Here is a 21,381-nt window from a genome sequence, read left to right as displayed (position 1 = left end):
AATGATGTTTCAAGGATGAGGAAATACTAACGAAAATAAGCAGCATGGCTGCCTTGGATAATAGGGGAGGATATCAATATGGAAAATAAGCAGGATCGACTTATTCGCGGTACAGCCATGGATGGAAGGGTTAGAGCCTTTGCGGTTCGGACAACTCAATTGGTAGAAGAATTGCGGAGAAGACATGATACTTATCCTACAGCAACTGCTGCTTTGGGACGAACTCTCACAGCAGGTGCAATTATGGGTTCCATGCTCAAAGGCAAAGAAAGACTGACCATTCAAGTCAAAGGTGATGGGCCGATTGGTCAAATCGTCGTGGATGCCAATGCTGTAGGGGAAGTGCGAGGGTATGTTACTGAGCCCCATGTGCATTTGCCAAGCAATAGTATGGGCAAACTGGATGTAGCGGGTGCAGTAGGTACAGAGGGATTTATTCATATCATCAAGGATTTGGGATTAAAAGAGCCGTATCGCGGTAGTATCCCGATTATTTCAGGTGAACTTGGTGAAGACTTTACCTATTATTTTGCCAAATCCGAACAGACTCCGTCAGCGGTGGGTTTGGGTGTGCTGGTAGATACGGATAACTCCGTTATAGTGGCCGGCGGGTTTATTATTCAATTGCTTCCAGGTTTGAATGATGATGAGATTACTGCTATCGAAAATGCAGTCGGCTCCATTCCACCCGTTACCGCTCTGTTGGATCAAGGGCTAGAGCTTGACGAAATGCTGCGTTGGATGCTGCCGGACGTTCGAATCCTTGATGAAATGGATATCCATTTTCAATGTGAGTGCTCACGCGAGCGCGTAGAGAAAACGTTGATCAGTCTGGGAGAAAGTGAATTGAAGCAATTGATTGAGGAAGAAGGACAGGCTGAGGTCGTGTGTCACTTTTGTAACGAGGCTTATCAGTTTAATAAGGATGAATTGCAAAATCTGTTAGATCAAGCCAAGGCCTAACCGGATAGGCGGTGTAAGCGATGACTACACGGGAAAAGGGATTATGGACAGCTGTCATTATTCTGACCGTTAGCGTCGCCGCCTTGGGTGGTCTTATCATGCTTCGGGGGCTGTTAAAGCCGGGTGATGTAAGCAAGGATGACGGCGATCATACTGTGGCGGAGATGGGTCAGGAAGGCATATCGGAGGAACAGTGGGTAGCGGAACTGAAAAAGCGATATGGAACGAATACGCTGTTGCAAATGTTGAATCGTAAAGCCGTGCAGGCTGAAACCAAGCGTCTCGGTATCAAGATCACCCAAGAGGATTTACAGCAGGTGCTGGAGCAGGATAGCAAAGGGTACGACTCAGAACACGCCTACTTTGAGGAAATGCAGCGACAATTTGGCCTAGATCCGGTTGACTTGCGGAATGAAGCGGAGTACCGAATTGGCCTGGAGAAAATAGCCACGCAAGGTATTCAGGTTGAGGAAACGGAGATTGACGAGTATTGGGAACAGCACCCTGAGGAATTTGCCGTTGGTAAGCAGATCAAACTGGCAGCTCTTTATGTGGCCAAAGCAGAGGAAGCAGAGGTGTTGCTGGATCGGGTTAAGCAAGGAGAAAGCTTCGACACGCTGCTTCGGGAACATTCAGGCTCAGGTAATCTTCTCGGCGAGGATCATAGCGGACAGCTAGGATGGGTGGATGAATATGACCCATATCAACCGGAGGCGATCATGAAGGCGGCAAGAGAACTAAGCTCCGGGGACGTTGCAGGTCCCATCTCCATTAACGATGGCTATGCGGTCATTTATGTACAGGATGTCAGGCTAAAGAGTTCTTCGGATAAGCGGCAGATTCGTCAGCAAATTCGCCGGTCGCTTGCGCTTGCACAAGCCGCTCCTTTGGATGAGGTCGAGAAGAGTCTGCGTGATAAATATGGAGCTCGTATTTTATCTGGGAAAGAGGTACCTTCCGCTTCTCTATAGCGTCGTAAAAGAATCTAGATTTGAAGGAAGCACGGTGCGGATAACGCGGGCGAACAGCATTGTAGCTTATTTACTCGTATTGACAATGGAATTGAAGATTGTTATGATTAGCGTATAAAACCAACTATTTTTATCGGAAATTAAATGAACGGCATAACACGAAGAATGATTTACCTAGAATCATCTACAATATGTTTTCGCAATTTTTAATATATCATCTACAGTCAGGGAGGAATTATCATGGCTAAAGTTGTTAATAACATCACCGACCTTATCGGGGAGACTCCCCTCGTTCGCCTCAACCGGATCGTACCGGAAGATAGCGCCGAAATTTATTTGAAACTGGAATATCAGAACCCGGGCTCCAGTGTAAAAGACCGTATTGCGATTAGTATGGTGGAAGAAGCTGAGCGTGAAGGTCTGCTTAAGCCGGGCGGTACTATTATTGAAGCAACTAGCGGTAACACAGGAATCGGCTTGGCTATGGTTGCTGCTGCGAAGGGGTATAAAGCAGTAATTGTTATGCCAGAAACGATGAGTATAGAGCGTCGTAATTTGTTGCGTGCTTATGGAGCCGAGCTTGTGTTAACACCTGGCTCAGAGGGTATGAACGGATCTGTTAAGAAAATGGAAGAGCTATTGAGCGAAAACCCGGATTATTTCGCTGCCGAGCAGTTCAAGAACAAAGCTAATATCAAAATTCACCGTGAAACGACGGGTCCTGAGATCGTAGAAGCGATTCGTTCTATTGGCGGCACTCTGGACGCTTTTATAGCAGGTATAGGGACTGGTGGAACTATTTCCGGTGCTGGAGAAGTGCTTAAAAAAGAATTCCCTGATATTAAAATCGTGGCTGTAGAGCCCGCTTCTTCCCCATTGCTAGCAGGCGGCAAGCCAGGACCTCACAAAATTCAAGGGCTGGGTGCCAACTTTATTCCTGAAATTCTAAATCGCGATATCTATGACGAAATTTTTCATGTAGAAAACGATGAAGCTTTCGAGGTAGCGCGTAGAGTGGCCAAGGAAGAGGGCATTTTGTCCGGTATTTCTTCTGGCGCGGCTGTTCACGCGGCCTTGAATCTTGCTAAGCAATTGGGCAAGGGTAAGCGGATTGTTGTCATTATTCCAAGTAATGGCGAACGTTACCTGAGTACACCACTATACAATTTCGAGCTGTAATTATGTCGTAATTGTGTATACTATACGTAAGGAAACCCTCATTTCCCTGTAACCGGGGGATGAGGGTTTCTTTGTAAGGAGAAGAATGCAGACTTTTGGCAAAGTAATGGAAGGGGTAGCGCACACAGATGAAATGGACAGCTAGAGTGACGGAGGCGCAGTGGCAAACCTGGCAGAAGGAGGGCTGGAGTATGCTTCCCTATATTGCTAAGTACCCATTGCCCGGAGGCGGATTACCTTCATCGTGGCGGAGGGCTTGGGAGGATTCGGCGCCATATGCTTTCTTGCTGGAGAGCGCTAAAGGTGGAAGATATACGTATCTGGCCTTGGATCCGGTTGCTATATTGGAAGGCAAGGGAGAACAAGCAGTTTGGACTGATTTGCAAAGCGGGGAGCATGGTGCTATACATGGACAACCTCTGACAGTCATGAACGATTGGATCGCCCCTTACCGTGCGCCACGTGTACCTGGCATGCCTTTTTTCTCTGGGGGATTTGCAGGCTACCTGGGCTACGATGTAGCTCGCTCGTTAGAGCGTTTGCCAACTCAAGCTGCAGACGATACCGATATACCTGATTATGTGTGGATGCGGGTGGATGAGCTATGGATTTATGATCATGAAACATCATGCCTATACTGTGCTGTTCATATGCCTAACCCTGTCCGCTTCGGTGAATTCAGTAGTCAGACTGATTTGGCAAATGAGGTTATGTTGAATGAGACCGCATTGATACTTGGCAAGCATTATGCGGAAGCGGTCCAACGTACAGAACGCATGTTGACTCAGTGGAAGAACATTATACATGCGGGAGAGACTGATCCAGCTTACCCTCTTCGTTGTGCTCGGCTGTCCGAAAAAGGATTAGAGGCTGTTCATCAGGAATCTGAAGGCTGGAAAACGGCATTCAGTCAACAAGATTTTGAACATGCTGTGAAACGTGTGCAGGAATACATTGCTCAAGGAGATGTATTTCAGGTGAACTTGTCGATTCGTCAGCAACGTACGCTTGCAGCCCTTCCTGAGAGTATATATGAATGGCTTCGTCTGCTGAATCCTTCCCCTTATATGGGGATGCTGCGCATGCCAGATTTGCGGATCGTCAGTGGCTCACCGGAATTGCTGGTGAAGCTGGAAGATGGACGTGTGAGTGCTCGACCTATTGCAGGTACGAGAAGAAGGGGGCTAACACCGGATGAAGATGCCGCTATGGCTGCAGAGCTTCTATCAAGTGAAAAAGAACGAGCCGAGCATATTATGCTCGTCGATCTGGAGCGTAACGATATCGGACGGATTGCTGAATACGGATCGGTGCATGTTCCTGAATTGCTGACTGTCGAATATTATTCGCACGTTATGCATCTGGTTTCTCAGGTTGAGGGGAAGTTAGCCACGGGTCGTACAGCTATAGACGTAATTGCTGCTACCTTCCCGGGTGGAACCATTACCGGAGCTCCTAAGGTGCGTACGATGGAAATTATTGAAGAGTTAGAGCCCGTCCGTCGGGGTCCTTATACGGGGTCCCTTGGATGGATTGACTATAATGGTAATATGGAATTAAATATTATAATAAGAACATTAGCTGTTCAGGGCAATACTGCCTATTTACAGACAGGTGCGGGTATCGTCATTGATTCAGACCCGTACAGAGAATATCGGGAGTGTCGGAACAAGGCCAGAGCTGTCATGAAGGCGGTACAATGTGGGGAAGAAGAAGCCGCTTTGAGCAGGAGCGGTATCACAGGAGGGTGAGTCTAATGATTTTGGTGATTGATAATTATGATTCATTTACGTACAATCTTGTTCAATATCTGGGTGAACTTGGCGAAGAAGTAACCGTAAAACGGAATGATGAGATTGATGTGAAAGGCATAGAAGAGCTGGCACCAGATCACATTTTGATCTCGCCGGGTCCATGCACGCCGAATGAAGCGGGAATATCGCTGGATGTAATCAGCCATTTTAAAGGCCAGATTCCGATTTTTGGCGTGTGTCTCGGTCACCAGGCCATCGGACAGGCTTTTGGCGGTAAGGTTATCCGGGCTGATCGGCTCATGCATGGCAAAACATCACCGATTCTCCATCACAATACCTCGGTATTTGAAGGCTTGCCCTCTCCGTTTACAGCTACCCGATATCATTCATTGCTGGTAGAGCGCGAGAGCCTGCCTGAATGTCTAGAGATTACTGCTGAAACCGCAGAGGGTGAAATTATGGGTTTGCGGCATAAAGAATTTGCCGTAGAAGGAGTCCAGTTCCATCCCGAATCCATTATTACGGACTACGGGCATCAACTGTTGCGCAATTTCCTAAAACGCAAGGTAGGCGTCTGATTTATGAGATATATCGGAGTCAATGGCGTCCTCACGGAAGCCGCAAAAGCCGTGATTCACGTAAGTGATCACGGCTTTTTATACGGAATGGGCTTGTTTGAGACATTCCGCACCTATAACGGGGTTCCCTTCCTGCTGGATCGGCATCTACGTCGACTGGAGGAAGGCTGCCGAATGCTCGGCATTCCTTTTCAACCGGATAAGGAGCAGCTTACGAAACACATCCAGCATCTGATGGTGGCAAATGGGCTGGATGAAGCCTATATCCGCTACACCGTATCGGCGGGTGAAGAGGCACTGGGCTTGCCATCTGGTGACTACACGCGGCCCAACCATATTTTGTTCGCCAAGCCGCTGCCCTCTACAAATACACAAACCGGGCAATCCTCTGCGCTTCAGTTGCTACGAACCCCCAGAAATACTCCGGAGGGTGAGATTCGATTAAAATCGCTCCATTATATGAATAATATTCTTGCGAAGCGGGAACTTCAGCAGTATGCCGAGGCTGTCCATTATAAGGCTGAAGGAATAATGCTTACGGCCAATGGTTTTCTGGCAGAGGGAATAGTTAGCAATCTGTTTTTTGTGCGGAATAATAGGCTGTATACCCCTGACTTGTCTACAGGAATTCTGCCAGGCATTACACGTGAGTTCATTTTGGAGTTGGCGGACCTGCGGGGCATTCCATGTGAGCAAGGTTTATACCACTGGGATGAGCTGAAACAGGCTGATGAAATTTTTATGACCAACTCTATACAAGAAATACGACCCGTGGATTTATTGTTGGAGCCGGGAGGCGTAGCAAGTCACTTATCGGTGCCCTTGGCGCAGACCGAGTCCATAACAGCTTTGCTGTTGCATGATTATAGGCAGAAAGCAGGGATGAAGTGAATATACCAACTCTTTATGAACGCAGCTATCAAATGGGGGATGCCAAGCTTACACTCGGGCATTCCACCCAGATTATGGGCATACTTAATGTGACCCCGGATTCATTTTCGGATGGAGGATTACATTATAATTCAGAGATTGCTGTTTTACATGCATTGAAGCTAGTGGAGGATGGAGCGAATATCATTGATATTGGTGGGGAATCTACCCGTCCAGGTCATGAACCAGTAGGTGTGGAAGAGGAGCTGGCTCGGGTCATTCCGGTCGTCCAGGCAATCCATCGGATTGCACCGCATATCCCATTGTCTGTGGATACTTACAAAGCCGAAGTAGCCAGACAGGCGCTTGAAGCAGGCGCACACATCATTAATGATGTGTGGGGGTTTAAAGCAGACCCCGATATGGCACGAGTAGCAGCAGAATTCGATTGTCCGGTCATCTTGATGCATAATCGTCACGATCGTAACTATACCGATTTGGTTTCTGATATGCTGTCCGATTTACAAGAAAGTATCCAATTAGCACTGAAAGCAGGGGTCCGTAAGGAGCAGATCATTTTAGACCCAGGCATCGGTTTTGCCAAAGACTATGATGAAAATATTCATGCCATGACTTCTCTTGATACATTAAGTCAGCTGGGATTTCCGCTGTTGTTGGCTACGTCGCGCAAAAAATTTATCCGTACAGCACTGGATTTGCCAGTGGATGATGTAGTGGAGGGAACTGCGGCTACCGTGGCCTTTGGGATTGCCCAAGGGTGTCAGATTGTGCGTGTACACGATGTGGCACAAATCAAGCGCACTGTACGTATGTGTGATGCGATGGTGTACGGGTCTAAAAATCCACTGAGTTATGGTGGGTAAAGCCCGCTTCACTAATCCTTTATGTGGAACTTATATAGATAAAATCAAATAAACAGGGGGACTTACCTAAGATGGATAAAATGAAATTGCATCGCATGGAGTATTACGGATATCACGGCGTTTTTCCCGAGGAACGTAAGCTGGGACAGCGTTACTATATTGACTTGGAACTGGAGCTTGATCTGCGTGAAGCAGGGGAGCAGGACGCTTTGGACAAAACGGTTAATTATGCTGAGGTGCATTATACCGTGAAAGATATCGTAGAAAAGGAATCTTACCAATTGATTGAAGCTTTAGGCGAACGTATTGCATCTTCCCTACTGGACACTTATACTAGTGTCAATGCACTGACTGTCAAAGTGACGAAGCCGCATCCGCCGTTTGATATTCATTTTCAGGGTGTGACGGTTGAGCTTTATCGCGCAAGAAAGTAGGAACGATACATGAATGCACATTCGACCTCTGAGGCATCAGAGGCTTATATTGCTTTAGGGGCTAATTTGGGGGAGCGTGAGCATACCCTGTATGAAGCCATTACCGCACTGGACGAACATCCGGCGATACGAGTGCTGCGCTGCTCCAGTCTGTATGAAACAGAGCCTGTTGGATATCTGGATCAGCCTTCTTTTTTGAATATGACGGTAGCCGTATCGACAACACTTGCTCCAGAGGAGCTTTTGTTTTATATGCTGGACGTGGAGAGTCGTCTGGGAAGGGTAAGACATATTCCTAACGGTCCACGAACCATTGATCTGGACTTGTTGTGGATGGAAGCGGAACAACTGGCTACGACGGATTTGGAGCTTCCTCACCCTCGTATGTTGGAGCGTGCTTTTGTGCTGGTTCCCTTGGCTGACATTGTTCCGAACCAAGATTCGTCCGGTCTGTACAGTATCGTGCATACTGCATTGAATTCTGTGGATGGAAAGGACGGCATACAGCTTTGGAAAACTTGCAGCTGGCGCAACGACTCCGCGCCTTTCGGAAGCTAAAAGGGTTCACCCAGCAGGAGTTGGCAGACCGAACGGGCATATCTTTGACTGTATTAGGTGCTGTAGAGCGAGGTAACCGTGCAGTAGACCCAGACATGCTAAACATCATTGCCCAAACGCTAGAGATTGAAGTCCGGGAATTGACGGAATGAAGATAAGTATACGATATATAAAGAAGGAGTAAAGGAGGGAACGGATATGCTGAAAATCGGCGACATTGAAATGAAAAACCAAGTCGTCCTGGCACCAATGGCAGGCGTGTGCAACCCTGCTTTTCGCTTGATCGCCAAGGAATTCGGTACAGGCTTGGTATGTGCAGAAATGGTTAGTGATAAGGCCATCATTCACGGCAACAAGCGTACACGCGAGATGCTGTTTGTAGATGAGCGCGAGAAGCCGCTTAGCTTGCAAATTTTCGGGGGCGACCGCAAATCTTTGGTGGAAGCAGCGAAAGTCGTAGACCAGGAGACGAATGCAGATATTATTGACATCAATATGGGCTGCCCGGTTCCCAAAGTGACCAAATGTGATGCAGGTGCTCGTTGGCTGCTCGATCCAAACAAGATTTATGAGATGGTATCCGCAGTAGTGGAATCGGTGAGCAAGCCGGTTACCGTGAAAATGCGTATCGGTTGGGATAGCGAGCATATTTACGCTGTAGAGAACGCTCGTGCTGTTGAACGTGCCGGAGGTCAGGCCGTCAGCGTACATGGCCGTACACGTGAGCAATTGTATACGGGGCATGCGAATTGGGATATTATAAAAGAAGTTAAAGAAGCAGTATCCATTCCTGTCATTGGAAATGGTGATGTGTTAACTCCGGAAGATGCCCGCCGAATGTTGGATTTGACCAATTGTGATGGCGTTATGATTGGACGCGGCGCTCTGGGGAATCCATGGATGCTGTACCGTACGATTGAGTATTTGCAGACGGGTAAGCTGTTGCCCGATCCATCACCGGAAGAAAAAATCCGTATTGCCATTCTGCATATGGACCGTCTGGTGGCGCTGAAAGGCGAAGCAGTAGCTGTTCGTGAAATGCGCAAGCATCTGGCTTGGTACCTCAAGGGGATTAAAGGTTCTGCACGTATTAAGGATGTAATTATGGAAGAAACAAAGCGCGACGATATGGTACGTATTTTGAATCAATTTGTATCTCAATTGCACATGGTGGAAAACGAGGGGGCTTCTACAAGCGCTGCTTCTCCTGTTACTGTTGCGCAATAAGGAAGCAGTTCCGGCTTGTGCATGCGATTGACTTTTCCAATTGCTTGCCCTATAATCGTTCAGTATAAAATCTTGATGTATATTACAAATTGTATGCAGCTCTCAAGACAACAGCAGGAAATGTTCTCATTCCCTCAGAGTGGCATATTATGTTTTGAAAGCGTGCATTCCGATGCACTTTTAAACTTTTCCCATGACAGGAGAATCGGTTGAGATGAGCGATAAAGAAGTCATTCTGACACAGGAAGGCCTTAGAAAGCTCGAAGATGAGCTTGAGAACTTAAAGTCTGTCAAACGCCGGGAAGTGGCTGAACGGATTAAGGTAGCCATCGGATACGGAGATATTAGTGAAAACTCCGAATACGAGGATGCGAAGAATGAGCAGGCCTTTATTGAAGGCCGTGTAATTACTTTAGAGAAGATGCTACGTAATGCCCGTATTATCAATAGCGATGAAATTGACACCGATGTTGTGGGAGTAGGGGCAACTGTAACCGTTGAAGACTTGGAATTCGGGGATATTACAGAGTATGCTATCGTAGGTTCTGCCGAATCCGACCCGCTCCAGAACAAGATCTCCAATGAAAGCCCGGTTGGCAAGGCTATTCTCGGTAAGAAAAAAGGAACTGTTGTAGATGTAACCGTTCCAGCAGGTGTTATTCAATATAAAATCGTGGATATCAAGAAATAAAAACACGGACTTTGGAATTTAATGTAAAGGCTTCCTTGTGGAAGCTTTTTTTCTCTACACCCGAGACGGACCCCGGCCCGTCTATTCATATTGAAGGAGCTGATTTAGCACCATGTCGGATGAAACTACTAACCAGGAATTACAGGAAAATCGCGAGGAATTAAGTGAATTATTGCAAATTCGTCGTGCCAAATTGGACGAGCTTCGCTCATTGGGCATTGATCCTTTTGGACGCAAATACATACGCACGGATGAAGCGGGCGTACTACTGAGCAAGTATGACAGCTTGACCAAGGAAGAATTGGAAGAAAAAAATATTGAAGTTAGCATAGCAGGCCGCATTATGGCTAAACGAGTGATGGGGAAAGCCAGCTTTGCTCATATACAGGATCTTAGCGGACGTATTCAAATCTATGTTCGTCAAGACACTGTACCTGAAGCGAATTATAAAGCATTTGGTATTTTGGATCTCGGCGATATTGTTGGTGTTAAGGGCGTGCTCTTTAAAACCAAGACAGGCGAAACGACGATCAAAGTATTGGATATTGAAGTCTTGTCCAAATCCTTGTATCCATTGCCGGAGAAATATCATGGTTTGAAGGATGTTGAATTGCGTTATCGTCAGCGTTACGTAGATCTGATTATGAACCCAGAAGTACAAAAAACGTTCATTATGCGGTCCCGTATTATTCAATCCATGCGTCGTTATCTGGATTCGCTCGGTTATTTGGAAGTTGAAACTCCAACGTTGCATGCCATTGCTGGCGGGGCGGCGGCGAAGCCATTTATTACGCACCATAATGCATTGGACACACAGCTTTATATGCGTATTGCTATTGAACTTCATTTGAAACGACTAATTGTTGGCGGAATGGAGAAAGTATATGAGATCGGGCGTGTATACCGTAACGAAGGTGTATCGACTCGTCATAACCCTGAGTTTACGTTGATTGAGCTGTATGAGGCGTATGCTGATTATAAAGATATCATGCAATTGACGGAAAACATGATTGCACATATTGCGCAGGAAGTACTGGGCACACAGCACATTCAGTATCAAGGTCAGGAAGTCGATCTGACGCCGCAATGGCGCAGAGTTTCCATGGTGGATGCTGTTAAAGAAGTAACAGGCGTAGACTTTAGTGTGCAAATGAGTAATGAAGAAGCTCATCGCCTTGCGAAAGAGCATAAGGTTCCGGTTGAACCGCACATGACATTTGGACATATCCTGAATGCATTCTTTGAGCATTTTGTAGAGGAAACGCTCATTCAGCCGACCTTTATTACTGGACATCCGGTTGAAATCTCGCCATTGGCGAAGAAAAATGAACAGGACCCGCGTTTTACGGATCGCTTCGAGCTGTTCATGGTCGCTCGTGAGCATGCGAATGCGTTCACTGAGCTGAATGATCCAATTGACCAGCGCCAACGTTTTGAATCGCAATTGCTGGAACGTGAGCATGGCAATGATGAAGCTCATCAAATGGATGATGACTTTATCCGCGCCTTGGAATACGGTATGCCGCCAACAGGCGGGCTGGGCATCGGCATCGATCGTTTGGTTATGTTGCTGACAGATGCGCCTTCCATTCGCGATGTGCTGCTTTTCCCGCATATGCGTAACCGTACAGTAGAATAACATCACATTATGAATATAGAGGATCAGCCGGGGTTCCCGTGTCTAGTTCCTCTTTTTCATAAGAACGGATGGAGAGGAATAGTTCTGATGAAACGCAGCGTCAAGCTTAGTCGGTTCGCATCGCCTCCTTTTATATTGGTCATCGGATATGTATTGATTATTGCATTGGGTACTTTGCTGCTGATGCTTCCTATTGCCAATCATGGTGGACATGCTCCGCATTGGATTGATTCGCTTTTTACGTCCGTCTCTGCTGCTTGTGTCACAGGATTGGTCGTCGTTGACGTCGATTCGACCTATACGGTATTTGGAGAAACCGTCATTTTGGTGCTGATGCAGCTAGGTGGGCTAGGGTTTATGACCTTAGCGACCTTGTTTGCGCTATTGATGGGACGACGGCTATCGTTGAAGGATCGGCTGCTGCTTAAGGAAGCGATTAACGCTGATAGCATGGAAGGGATCGTGCGCATTATTCGCAAGGTGCTGATCTTTTCTTTTACCATTGAAGCAATTGCGGCTGTCGTCTTAGCTTTGCGGTGGATGCGAGAGATGCCGGTCGGACAGGCGATATATTATGGGATTTTTCATTCCGTATCCCTCTTTAATAACGGGGGATTCGATCTGTTTGGGACCAGCTTTCAACAATACGCTGGAGATTTTGTTTTCAATATGATTGCATCTGTGCTTGTGATTTCGGGAGGATTGGGTTTCCTTGTACTAAGCGACTTGTTCGATTTTCGTCGTACCCGGAGACTGACTTTACACTCTAAAATGGTGCTAAGCGTGTCGGGAGCGCTCATTGTCATTGGTGCGCTGGTTATATTTATTTTTGAGTTTACCAATGCACGAACCTTGGGCGGACTGAACTGGGAAGGCAAAGTATATGCCGCTGTCTTCCAATCCGTCTCCACGAGATCATCGGGAACAAGCACGGTCGACATCAGCGGGTTAAGGCAGGCCAGTCAATTTTTTATTATGCTGCTGATGATTATCGGTGCTTCTCCAGGCTCTACTGGAGGAGGAATTAAAACAACTACGTTTCTGCTTATGGTAGGTGCGTTAATTGCCGTCATGCGAGGACAGAAGGAGATTGTGTTTTTCCGTCATAGGGTTCCTCAGGATATCATGATGCGGGCGTTGACCATTATTGTAATGGCGCTATTTATATTCTCGATTGTGGTTATACTGCTCTTAATGACCGAGGATGCCCCATTTCTCTCTCTTGCATTTGAGGCGGCTTCTGCCATCGGAACGGTAGGGCTGTCTGTAGGAGTGACGCCAGGATTGTCTGACGCAGGCAAGCTGATTATTTGTGTGACGATGTTTATTGGTCGAATCGGTCCTCTTACGATCGCTTATGCCATTCGCCCACGTTCGACCAAGACGTTGTACCGTCGTCCTGAAGGACATATTGTAATTGGATAGCTTATCTATATAAAAGATGCACCCGTGCTGATGACAGGGGAGCATCTTTTTTTATTGCACATAACATAATCCTTTATTTGTAGCATATTATGAAAAATGCCCAATTTGAGAATAAGAGGAAATGGACTAAATAGCCGCAATTTTATTGTAAAAAAACGGCTATTTGTTTCCTTTTATGTAATTATAGACAAAATACTAGGAATATTATGTATAATATTGTATGATAGTGGGCATGAAGGGGGGGACTTAGGGAAATACCAATTTCAAATTTGAAAGGAATCGTCCATTATGTATTTATTTATTATTAGTGCTGAGGTTTTATTTTGGGTTTTTGTTGTTGCAGGGTTAGTCGCAAGGTATATGTTTGGGTTGAAGAAATTAGGGGGCCTTCTTTTACTCTTTACCCCAATTATTGATATCCTGTTGCTGATTGCGGTGTTCATCACGGTGAGAAGTGGCATGGAGATTACGACTGCTACTGGCCTGGCAGCCTGTTATTTTGGTATTACCGTAGCGTTTGGTCATAGGTTAATTAAGTGGGCCGATGTACGATTCTCTCATTGGTTTGGTAAAGGACCCAAGCCTGAACGCAAGTATGGTGCTGCTCATGCAAAAGAGGAGCGTATAGGTTGGTTGCTTCACCTGTTGGGGTGGGCTATAGGCAACGCTTTGTTGCTCGCCATCATTGTATATGTAGGTGATCCGCAGCGTACGGCGGCACTGGAGGGCATCATGCAAACATGGGCGATCGTTCTGGCAATCGACTTTGTTGTCTCCTTCAGCTATACCTTAGCTCCTAAAAAACATAAACATAAGGCTTAGCCAAGAGGAATAGAGCCGCAAGCTTGAAACGAATCAGGCTGGTCACTCAGGATGTTCAAATCGGGAGAGTCATTGATGGTGAAATGAAGTGGTTACTTTCGATAATGGGATGAGTCTATCGTCGGAATGGAAATATTTATAAGAGTATGATATTTTTATATTAAAATCGCTTTGACAGTCATCTTATCGTTGCCTCACCACTTTTTTCACACGCATGGACTCCTTTCGATTTGAACACAGACCAACAGAAACCACATTCACAATTTTTAAAATATTCTTGCCATCTGCCTAAAACGGCGCCTATATAAGTTTGGCAACTGACGAGATAATATTCCAGGAAAGATTATATATGTCTATATATGTAGACAAACTCAATTAAGTTGTTATTATGTTTAAAAATGTAAAAAGGAAAGGTGGTTTCTGTGGCAGTACTACTGAGTGGAAAGAACATTTTGATTATGGGTGTGGCTAATAACAGGAGTATTGCCTGGGGGACAGCCCAATCTTTAGCTGCGGAAGGAGCAAATCTCATTTTTACTTACGAAAATGAGAGGGTTGCAGAACGGGTGCTAAAGCTCGCTGAAACCATTCCGGGTTCCATTGTCTGTCCTTGCAATGTACAGAGCGATGAAGAATTGGATGCACTGGCGGACTTTCTCAAGGAGAAGGTAGGCGTCTTACACGGATATTTCCACAGTGTTGCGTTTGCTAAGGCTGAGGATTTGGAAGGCTCGTTCGTCGATACTTCTCGCGAGGGATTCGCGGTTGCTCAAGAAATCAGTGCCTATTCTCTGGCTGCTGTATCCCGCCGCGTATACCCGCTGATGACGGAGGGTGGAAGTATCGTCACCATGACGTATATCGGCGCAGAACGAGCCATCAAGAATTACAACATTATGGGTGTAGCAAAGGCCTCACTAGAAGCCAGCATGCGCTATCTGTCGAATGATCTGGGTACTTACGGCATTCGTGTAAATGCGATTTCGGCTGGTCCTATACGTACTTTGGCCGCCTATGGCATTAAAGATTTTAACACAATGCTAAAGCATATTGAAGAAACTACGCCCCTACGCAAGACGGTCGATACGTCTGAAGTCGGAGATACGGCGTTATTCCTATTTTCCCATTTATCGAGAGGCATTACGGGTGAAGTTATCCATGTAGATGCTGGATACCATATTACGGGGATGTAAGGAGGGAACGTTGTGCTTATTACGCATACGGATTGCCGTATTATCTCACCTGAAGGAATTATGAGCAGGAAACGTCTGGAGCGGGATGTGACGATCTTCTCACGGATGTTGGCTCTCAGAGGAATTCCTAAAGACGGTAGAGTGATTCTGAAAGCGGCCAATTCCTATTGGTTTGTTGTTTCTCTGTTTTCCCTGTGTCATCTCGCAGTTTCGGTAACTGTGGTGGACGAGCAGACGGTAATTGATGAGGTGGCCCAAATCTATGATGAGGCGGGTGCCTGTTGCATTCTGACGGATTCCGATTTAGAAGTTCCTCATGCTCTCGTTATTCTGATTCAAGATCTCATTCAAGAAGAAGCAGTACACCCGCATTGGGTGGGAGAGCCAAAGCCCGAAGCCCTCGACTTTAACAAGTGGTGCGAGAGACCGGATGCGCTCATTCTGTATTCTTCAGGTACGACGGGAAAACCCAAGGGAATCGTGAAAGCTGGATCAGCTTTTATGGAGAATATCAGACATTCCATACACGCTATGAACTACATACCGTCTGACCATATGCTCCCCGTAGTGCCTTTCTCTCATTTTTATGGAATTTCACTTATCTTCTCCTGGTGGTTAACCTCATGTTCTCTCATCATCTGCAATCCAAAAAAACTCTGGAGCGTCATTGCAAGTATTACGAAAGACCGGGCGACGGTCGTAGACGCTAACCCCTCTGCTTTTTACACCTTGTTGCGTATGCTAAGCCGAAAACCCGAACAACTGGAATTGATCAAGCAATCCCCAGTCCGCATGTGGTGCGTAGGCGGTTCTCCACTTACTCAAGACCTCGAAGAGAAATTTAACAACATATTTGGACAGCCCCTGCTGAATGGTTATGGCCTTTCTGAACTGGGCAACGTCACGCTGGGGACGCTGGAGTGTCCGAAGGGGTGTGGCAAACCATTACCTGGTGTGGATTTGAAAATACTTGATTCTACTGGCAACCATCAGGTGGACGGTATCGTAGGCGAAGTGTGGATACGAAGTGCCGGATGCATGGAAGGTTATCTGAATCGTCCCGACCTGACACAATCTGTTCTCCAGGATGGCTGGTTTAAGACGGGAGATCTAGGCTATCTGGATGACGGAATGCTGTATGTTATTGGTCGCAGTGGTAAGACAGTCAACCGGATGGGCTACATGGTCTCCCCAGTCTATATCGAAGACCGGATTGGTTCACTAGGTTACCGATCCTGTGTGATTACTTTGGAGGATGAGGCAAAAGGGACCTTGCTTGTTGCATTCATCGAAAGTGAATCCTCACAGGTCTTACCTGTGCTCCGCAAAGAGATGAATCGGGTACTCCCTTCTTATATGTTTCCCGATCTTTTGCTTCCGCTCGACCATTTTCCTTTAAATCGCAATGGAAAAGTAGATCGTCTGGAGATGGAGCGCACTGCTCTAGAGAAAGCTGCTTCTCGCAAAGCATAACAAGATATTTACCAAAATCGCATATAGGAAAGGGAGAATGTGCCATGAGTATAAATCCAGAACTGGCAGAAAACACGCTGTTTTTGAAAAGGCATGAATCTATTCTGAAATGCCTCAATTATTTGATTGAAAATCGGCAAGAAGTGATGGATATTCTCACACAATTTTCATCCTATCGGGCCGCCAATGCAGAAATTGACTCCACGATCCTCACACTTCAAGGTGCATTGCAAGAAGTGCAGACCCATCAGCCAAGCTGGCAACGATCTATGGCTGTATTCATGCCCTCCAACGTCATTTTGTACTCCTATGCATTATACCTCTTGATTCCATCCCTGTACGTTGAAAATATAGACTTTCGTCCTTCTTCTCACGTAAACGAGTATGTCGATATGCTGCATGAAAAGCTGCAAGCAGTACACCAATTACCTATCTATATTCGCAAAGTTAGCCAGAAGGTGTTCATGGAGAATTCCGTGATGCCAGCTGATATTGTGGTGTTCACCGGGAGCTATACCAATGCGGAGAAGATCAAAAAACAGATTCGCAAGGATCAGCTCTACATTTTTTATGGACAAGGGATCAATCCTTTCATCATTGGACCAGATGCCGATCTGGAGCTGGCGGTTACCGATGTGATCCGCATGAGATTGTTCAACTCTGGACAGGACTGCCTGGGACCCGACATCATCCTGGTACATCAAGAGGTGAGCGAGCCATTTAAAAACTTGCTGATTCAACGGATTGACGAACTCGTATTTGGGGCCAACAATGATCCGAACGCGAACTACTCCCCTATATTCTATAAAGACACGCTATATTCGGTTTCTGAATATTTTAATACGAACGATAAGTTTATTATTTACGGCGGCGGCATTGATTTCCGTACGAAAAAAATGGAGCCAACGGTTGTATATAGCGAATTGGATCAGAACTTGGAGATTATTGAGTATTTTTCGCCTGTGTTCAATGTAGTTAGCTACCAAGACGACGAGCAATTGATCAAGCGCATTTCCTCCAGTTATTTCAGCGAACGGGCAATGGGTTGCAGCTTATACGGGTCAGAGCATCTGGCAGACGTTCTACGAAAGAAGCACACATTGACCATTAATCAAACCCTTGAGGATGTGGATCAAGGCAATAAGCCTTTTGGTGGCTATGGCACGATGTCGAACTATATTTTTTACGATTATAAGCTCGTTTCGAAGCCGATCTTGATCTCGGAAATTGTCGCAGAATATTTGTCAGAAAAGAGGAGTTTGGTATGACCGCGAGCATATCCCCCTGGGATGCCATCATTGGCTACTTACAATCGGCTGGGGCCCAGCACCTCTTTGGATTACCAAGTGACGATCTCAATATTGTAGCGTCACTCCCCTCATCCGGTATGGATTTTATTTTGTGCAAAGATCAGCGTAATGCTGTGTTTATGGCTGCAGGCTATGCGCTCACAACTAACCAGATGTCCGTATGTGTTGTGGGAAAAGGTCCTGCGCTCAGCAATACACTTACGGGGCTACTGGAAGCCAAGAACCTGGGTGCCCCGCTCCTGCTTTTGGCGCTCGGTACCGGAGGAGACAAGCTGGGTACCCGATCCTTTCAGGAAGCCGATCAAATCTCACTCGTGAAGCCGCTCGTCAAATGGGCTTATCGTGTTGAGCATGTGGATCGGCTTGTATGGGCGATGGAGCGGGCTGCCTTTTTGGCTATCAATGGAGCACCAGGTCCTGTCTATATAGAATTACCCGAGAACCTGATGGACCAGTCTGTGCCAACAGGGATTCAGTTTGCCCCGCCAGAAAAGCTCTCGTGCTCTCCGTCTGTTCGGGAACTGGATGCGGCATGGAACATCATTGAGAATGCCCGTAGACCACTCGTTCTAGTCGGAGGCGGAATGAAGTCAGGGACAAGCGATGTGATTGAGCGGTTCGCTAACCAACATGGAGCGGCTGTGTTCGCAACTGCCTCGGGACGAGGTGTAGTGAATGAAGACCATGAACTTTTCTGTGGTGTTGCCGGTCTTTATACCGATCTTAGTCTGAGACAAATCTGGCAGGAATCCGATGTGGTCATTACGCTTGGTAGTCGATTGGAAGAAACGGCTACGTTCGAGTGGGATATTTTGCTACAGGATACGCCTTTAATTCAAGTCAATGTAGAGCTGGAGGATTTTGCGCACGAATTCAGAGGCATCAAGGTGCTTGGCGATGGATATGCGGCAGTGGAGCAATGGCTAGAACGGCGCGGACAGGAGCCCGGTGGAGCGTGGCTTGAAACGATCAGAGGATGTAAACAAAAGGCTTTTTCAGAGAGGACTAATTATTTGGAAGGGTTGAAAAAGGCCCCCGGCATCCATGTTCCAGAACTGTTGGACATGATTCAGACGGAGTTTCCTGAAGACCTAGTGCTTCTACAAGAGAACGGATTGCAGGATATGTGGTCCTACTTTTATCCATATTTCCGTTTTACCTCAGGCTCACTTTCCATTGTTCCCAGTGACCAAACGAGTCTTGGATTCGGTGCGGCCGCTGCTCTGGGGGCAAGTGTGGCGACAGAACGCCCGGTAGTAGCGCTTGTAGGTGACGGTGCATTCAATCTATTTTGTTCAGATTTTATGACGGCGGTACAGTATCAAATACCAGTAATTTATCTTGTACTTAATAATGGCGGCTACGGTTGGCTGCAAAACCAGATGAATTATAAGCATATCTCAGGACAAGCCTTCCCATTTGTTTCGGAGGCGGTCAAGACAGGAATCCAAATTCCCCAGTATGAATTTGTCGAAAGTCTGGCAATCCGCAGCAAGGGGGAGGCTCGGGAGCAGCTTCAGCTTGCTTGGCAAAAATACAAGGAGAACAAGCTTGTGGTCGTCGAGGTGTTTGCTGATCTTGCAGATGTGCATGAGAAAATTAGTCATGTATATGGCGACTTTCCTCTCTACGAGCAACAGGCTTCCAAGAATTAATTTCAGCGAAGGACGTGGGTATGGTGAGAAGACGTGTTGTAGTGACAGGACAGGGAGTCGTAACGCCGATCGGGCTTCATCTTACAGATTTCTGGAATTCACTGCTGGAAGGAAAGAGTGGAATCGGACCTGTCACTGTTTTCGATACAGCAAATATACCAACAAAAATTGGTGCACAAGTTACGGGCTTTGACCCGTTGGAGTATATGAGCAAAAAGGAAGCCCAAAAGGTTGCACAGTTCACTCAATTCGCTTTGGCGGCTGCCCGTCAGGCAGTCGAGCAATCGGGGTTAGTCATAGACGAACGAAATGCAGGTCGTGTGGGTGTCATCGTCGGCTCTGGAGCAGGCGGCCTCGATGTCATAGAGGAGAACTACAGAAAATTAACGGAGCTTGGTCCTAAAAGGGTCTCTCCTTATTTTGTTTCCTCGATGATGATTAATTCCGCGCCTGGCGAAATTTCTATTGCCATTGGTGCTAAGGGACCTTCGTTTGCTGTGGTCACTGCTTGTGCCACAGGAAGCAATGCCATCGGTGAAGCATTACGTACGATCCAGTACGGCACAGCTGATGTCGTAGTGGCTGGAGGAGCAGAGGCCAACTTTAGTCAGCTTGATTTGGCTTCTTTTGCGAATATTCACGCTCTTTCCAGACGTAATGAAGAGCCACAGAAAGCCAGTCGCCCGTTTGATACGGATCGCGACGGTTTTGTCATCGGTGGTGGGGCAGGGGTTCTAGTGCTGGAGGAGTTGGAACATGCCTTGAACCGGGGCGCAACCATTTTGGCCGAAGTAGCGGGTTATGGATGCACAACGGACGCATATCATATCACGGCTCCAGATCCCTCGGGCTCCGGCCCGGCAGAAGCGATCAATATAGCGCTGCAAGATGGGGGCTTAACACCGCAGGAGATTGACTATGTCAATGCCCACGGTACGAGTACGCCATTTAATGATCGCATGGAGATTAATGCTATTCAAAAAGTATTCGGAGAGCATGCGCCTCGGTTGGCAATATCGTCTATTAAATCCATGACAGGCCATTTAATGGGCGGTGCTGGGGCAGTCGAATTAATTGCAACGGTACAGAGCATGATCCACAGCAAAGTACCACCGACACTCAATTGTGACAATCCCGAAGCCCCTGAACTGAATTTTGTACCGCATGTATATCAGGAACGTGAAGTCCGTGCGGCGATTAGTAATTCTTTTGGTTTTGGGGGACACAACGTCTGTCTTGCCGTTCGTAAGTGGGAGGGGGTATAAGCCTGTGAGCGAAGAGCTAATCCATATCCAGGATGTGCTTCCGCACAGGTCCCCATTTCTTCTGCTCGATGGCGTGACCGGGTACGAAACGTCGCAATGGGCAAAGGGGTACAAGCTTGTTACCTCAAGCGAATGGTTTATTACAGAAGCTAATCCATACATGCCTCCTATGCTGATCGTGGAGTCGCTTGCACAATTAGCGGCATTCGCTGCGATTGACAAAAGAGGTATTTCATACCTAACCAACCTCAATGGCGTTCGCTTTCATAGCCTTGCGAAGCCTGGGGACCGAATAGATCTCTATTTTGAAGTGGTCAAGCGTCGGCGTGGTTATATTCTCGGAAGTGGCCGGGCTACCGTAGGCGAACGATTGGTGGCTGAGGCGGAAGAAATTGTTTCACTTGATCAATGACGGGGTGGAAGCGCGCGTTAAACTGTCTTTTTGTCCTCCTGACTGCCAAGTGCAGCGGGAGGATATTCACATCACGGA

21 protein-coding genes are annotated in these 21,381 nt (G+C 46.8%); all 21 read left to right on the top strand.

Going from position 1 to position 21,381, the window contains the following annotated elements:
- Positions 1 to 78: 78 nt before the first annotated feature.
- The 21 genes from hslO to G9G57_RS22435 all read left to right on the top strand — a co-directional run bounded on the left by hslO (position 79) and on the right by G9G57_RS22435 (position 21,303).
- Positions 79 to 963: an Hsp33 family molecular chaperone HslO gene (gene hslO, locus G9G57_RS22535; RefSeq protein WP_016818903.1), complete on the top strand. Its 885-nt coding sequence runs from the start codon at positions 79 to 81 to the stop codon at positions 961 to 963.
- 20 nt (positions 964 to 983) lie between these two features.
- The gene (locus tag G9G57_RS22530) at positions 984 to 1,934 is read left to right on the top strand and encodes a peptidyl-prolyl cis-trans isomerase (protein ID WP_017427050.1); all 951 of its coding nucleotides are present in this window, start codon (positions 984 to 986) and stop codon (positions 1,932 to 1,934) included.
- 240 nt (positions 1,935 to 2,174) lie between these two features.
- Positions 2,175 to 3,113, top strand: a complete 939-nt coding sequence (gene cysK, locus G9G57_RS22525; protein ID WP_019685743.1) for a cysteine synthase A — start codon at positions 2,175 to 2,177, stop codon at positions 3,111 to 3,113.
- Positions 3,114 to 3,241: 128 nt separating this feature from the next.
- Positions 3,242 to 4,864 carry an anthranilate synthase component I family protein gene (locus G9G57_RS22520; RefSeq protein ID WP_164965575.1) on the top strand — a complete coding sequence of 541 codons (1,623 nt, stop codon included), beginning with the start codon at positions 3,242 to 3,244 and terminating at the stop codon, positions 4,862 to 4,864.
- 5 nt (positions 4,865 to 4,869) lie between these two features.
- Positions 4,870 to 5,445, top strand: coding sequence for an aminodeoxychorismate/anthranilate synthase component II (gene pabA / locus G9G57_RS22515; protein WP_102997558.1), 576 nt, complete (start codon positions 4,870 to 4,872; stop codon positions 5,443 to 5,445).
- Positions 5,446 to 5,448: 3 nt separating this feature from the next.
- A complete protein-coding gene (locus G9G57_RS22510; protein ID WP_164965574.1) occupies positions 5,449 to 6,336 on the top strand; it encodes an aminotransferase class IV in 888 nt (295 codons plus the stop codon).
- Entirely contained in the window at positions 6,333 to 7,199 is an 867-nt protein-coding gene (gene folP / locus G9G57_RS22505; protein WP_164965573.1) for a dihydropteroate synthase, read from the top strand. Before G9G57_RS22510 ends, folP begins: the two co-directional genes overlap by 4 nt.
- Positions 7,200 to 7,270: 71 nt before the next feature.
- Positions 7,271 to 7,633, top strand: coding sequence for a dihydroneopterin aldolase (folB, locus tag G9G57_RS22500; RefSeq protein WP_013368705.1), 363 nt, complete (start codon positions 7,271 to 7,273; stop codon positions 7,631 to 7,633).
- Between the two features lie 9 nt (positions 7,634 to 7,642).
- Positions 7,643 to 8,191 (top strand): 2-amino-4-hydroxy-6-hydroxymethyldihydropteridine diphosphokinase, encoded by a 549-nt coding sequence (folK, locus tag G9G57_RS22495; protein ID WP_017427046.1) that lies wholly within the window; start codon positions 7,643 to 7,645, stop codon positions 8,189 to 8,191.
- Positions 8,143 to 8,343, top strand: coding sequence for a helix-turn-helix domain-containing protein (locus G9G57_RS22490; RefSeq protein WP_080561116.1), 201 nt, complete (start codon positions 8,143 to 8,145; stop codon positions 8,341 to 8,343). Before folK ends, G9G57_RS22490 begins: the two co-directional genes overlap by 49 nt.
- Before the next feature lie 46 nt (positions 8,344 to 8,389).
- Positions 8,390 to 9,418 carry a tRNA dihydrouridine synthase DusB gene (gene dusB, locus G9G57_RS22485; RefSeq protein WP_017427045.1) on the top strand — a complete coding sequence of 343 codons (1,029 nt, stop codon included), beginning with the start codon at positions 8,390 to 8,392 and terminating at the stop codon, positions 9,416 to 9,418.
- Positions 9,419 to 9,632: 214 nt separating this feature from the next.
- Positions 9,633 to 10,109 (top strand): transcription elongation factor GreA, encoded by a 477-nt coding sequence (greA, locus tag G9G57_RS22480; protein ID WP_013308160.1) that lies wholly within the window; start codon positions 9,633 to 9,635, stop codon positions 10,107 to 10,109.
- A gap of 112 nt (positions 10,110 to 10,221) precedes the next feature.
- The gene (lysS, locus tag G9G57_RS22475; protein ID WP_016818894.1) at positions 10,222 to 11,748 is read left to right on the top strand and encodes a lysine--tRNA ligase; all 1,527 of its coding nucleotides are present in this window, start codon (positions 10,222 to 10,224) and stop codon (positions 11,746 to 11,748) included.
- Between the two features lie 87 nt (positions 11,749 to 11,835).
- Positions 11,836 to 13,173 (top strand): TrkH family potassium uptake protein, encoded by a 1,338-nt coding sequence (locus G9G57_RS22470; protein WP_017427044.1) that lies wholly within the window; start codon positions 11,836 to 11,838, stop codon positions 13,171 to 13,173.
- Positions 13,174 to 13,461: 288 nt separating this feature from the next.
- On the top strand, positions 13,462 to 13,995 hold the full coding sequence (locus G9G57_RS22465) for a hypothetical protein (protein WP_016818892.1): 534 nt from the start codon (positions 13,462 to 13,464) through the stop codon (positions 13,993 to 13,995).
- A gap of 422 nt (positions 13,996 to 14,417) precedes the next feature.
- On the top strand, positions 14,418 to 15,188 hold the full coding sequence (gene fabI, locus G9G57_RS22460) for an enoyl-ACP reductase FabI (RefSeq protein WP_017427043.1): 771 nt from the start codon (positions 14,418 to 14,420) through the stop codon (positions 15,186 to 15,188).
- 12 nt (positions 15,189 to 15,200) lie between these two features.
- Entirely contained in the window at positions 15,201 to 16,661 is a 1,461-nt protein-coding gene (locus tag G9G57_RS22455) for a class I adenylate-forming enzyme family protein (protein WP_019685748.1), read from the top strand.
- Between the two features lie 44 nt (positions 16,662 to 16,705).
- A complete protein-coding gene (locus G9G57_RS22450; RefSeq protein ID WP_016818889.1) occupies positions 16,706 to 17,929 on the top strand; it encodes an aldehyde dehydrogenase family protein in 1,224 nt (407 codons plus the stop codon).
- Positions 17,926 to 19,626: a thiamine pyrophosphate-binding protein gene (locus G9G57_RS22445; RefSeq protein ID WP_019685749.1), complete on the top strand. Its 1,701-nt coding sequence runs from the start codon at positions 17,926 to 17,928 to the stop codon at positions 19,624 to 19,626. The genes G9G57_RS22450 and G9G57_RS22445 overlap by 4 nt, the downstream gene beginning before the upstream one ends.
- A 20-nt stretch (positions 19,627 to 19,646) precedes the next feature.
- The gene (gene fabF / locus G9G57_RS22440) at positions 19,647 to 20,891 is read left to right on the top strand and encodes a beta-ketoacyl-ACP synthase II (RefSeq protein ID WP_019685750.1); all 1,245 of its coding nucleotides are present in this window, start codon (positions 19,647 to 19,649) and stop codon (positions 20,889 to 20,891) included.
- 4 nt (positions 20,892 to 20,895) lie between these two features.
- Entirely contained in the window at positions 20,896 to 21,303 is a 408-nt protein-coding gene (locus tag G9G57_RS22435) for a 3-hydroxyacyl-ACP dehydratase FabZ family protein (protein WP_019685751.1), read from the top strand.
- Positions 21,304 to 21,381 lie beyond the last annotated feature (78 nt).

This window comes from Paenibacillus sp. EKM211P, from assembly GCF_011066175.1.
Taxonomy (GTDB): Bacteria; Bacillota; Bacilli; order Paenibacillales; family Paenibacillaceae; genus Paenibacillus; species Paenibacillus polymyxa.
The sequence above is the reverse complement of the archived record's forward strand: the minus strand, read 5'-3'. Positions and strand labels throughout refer to the sequence as shown.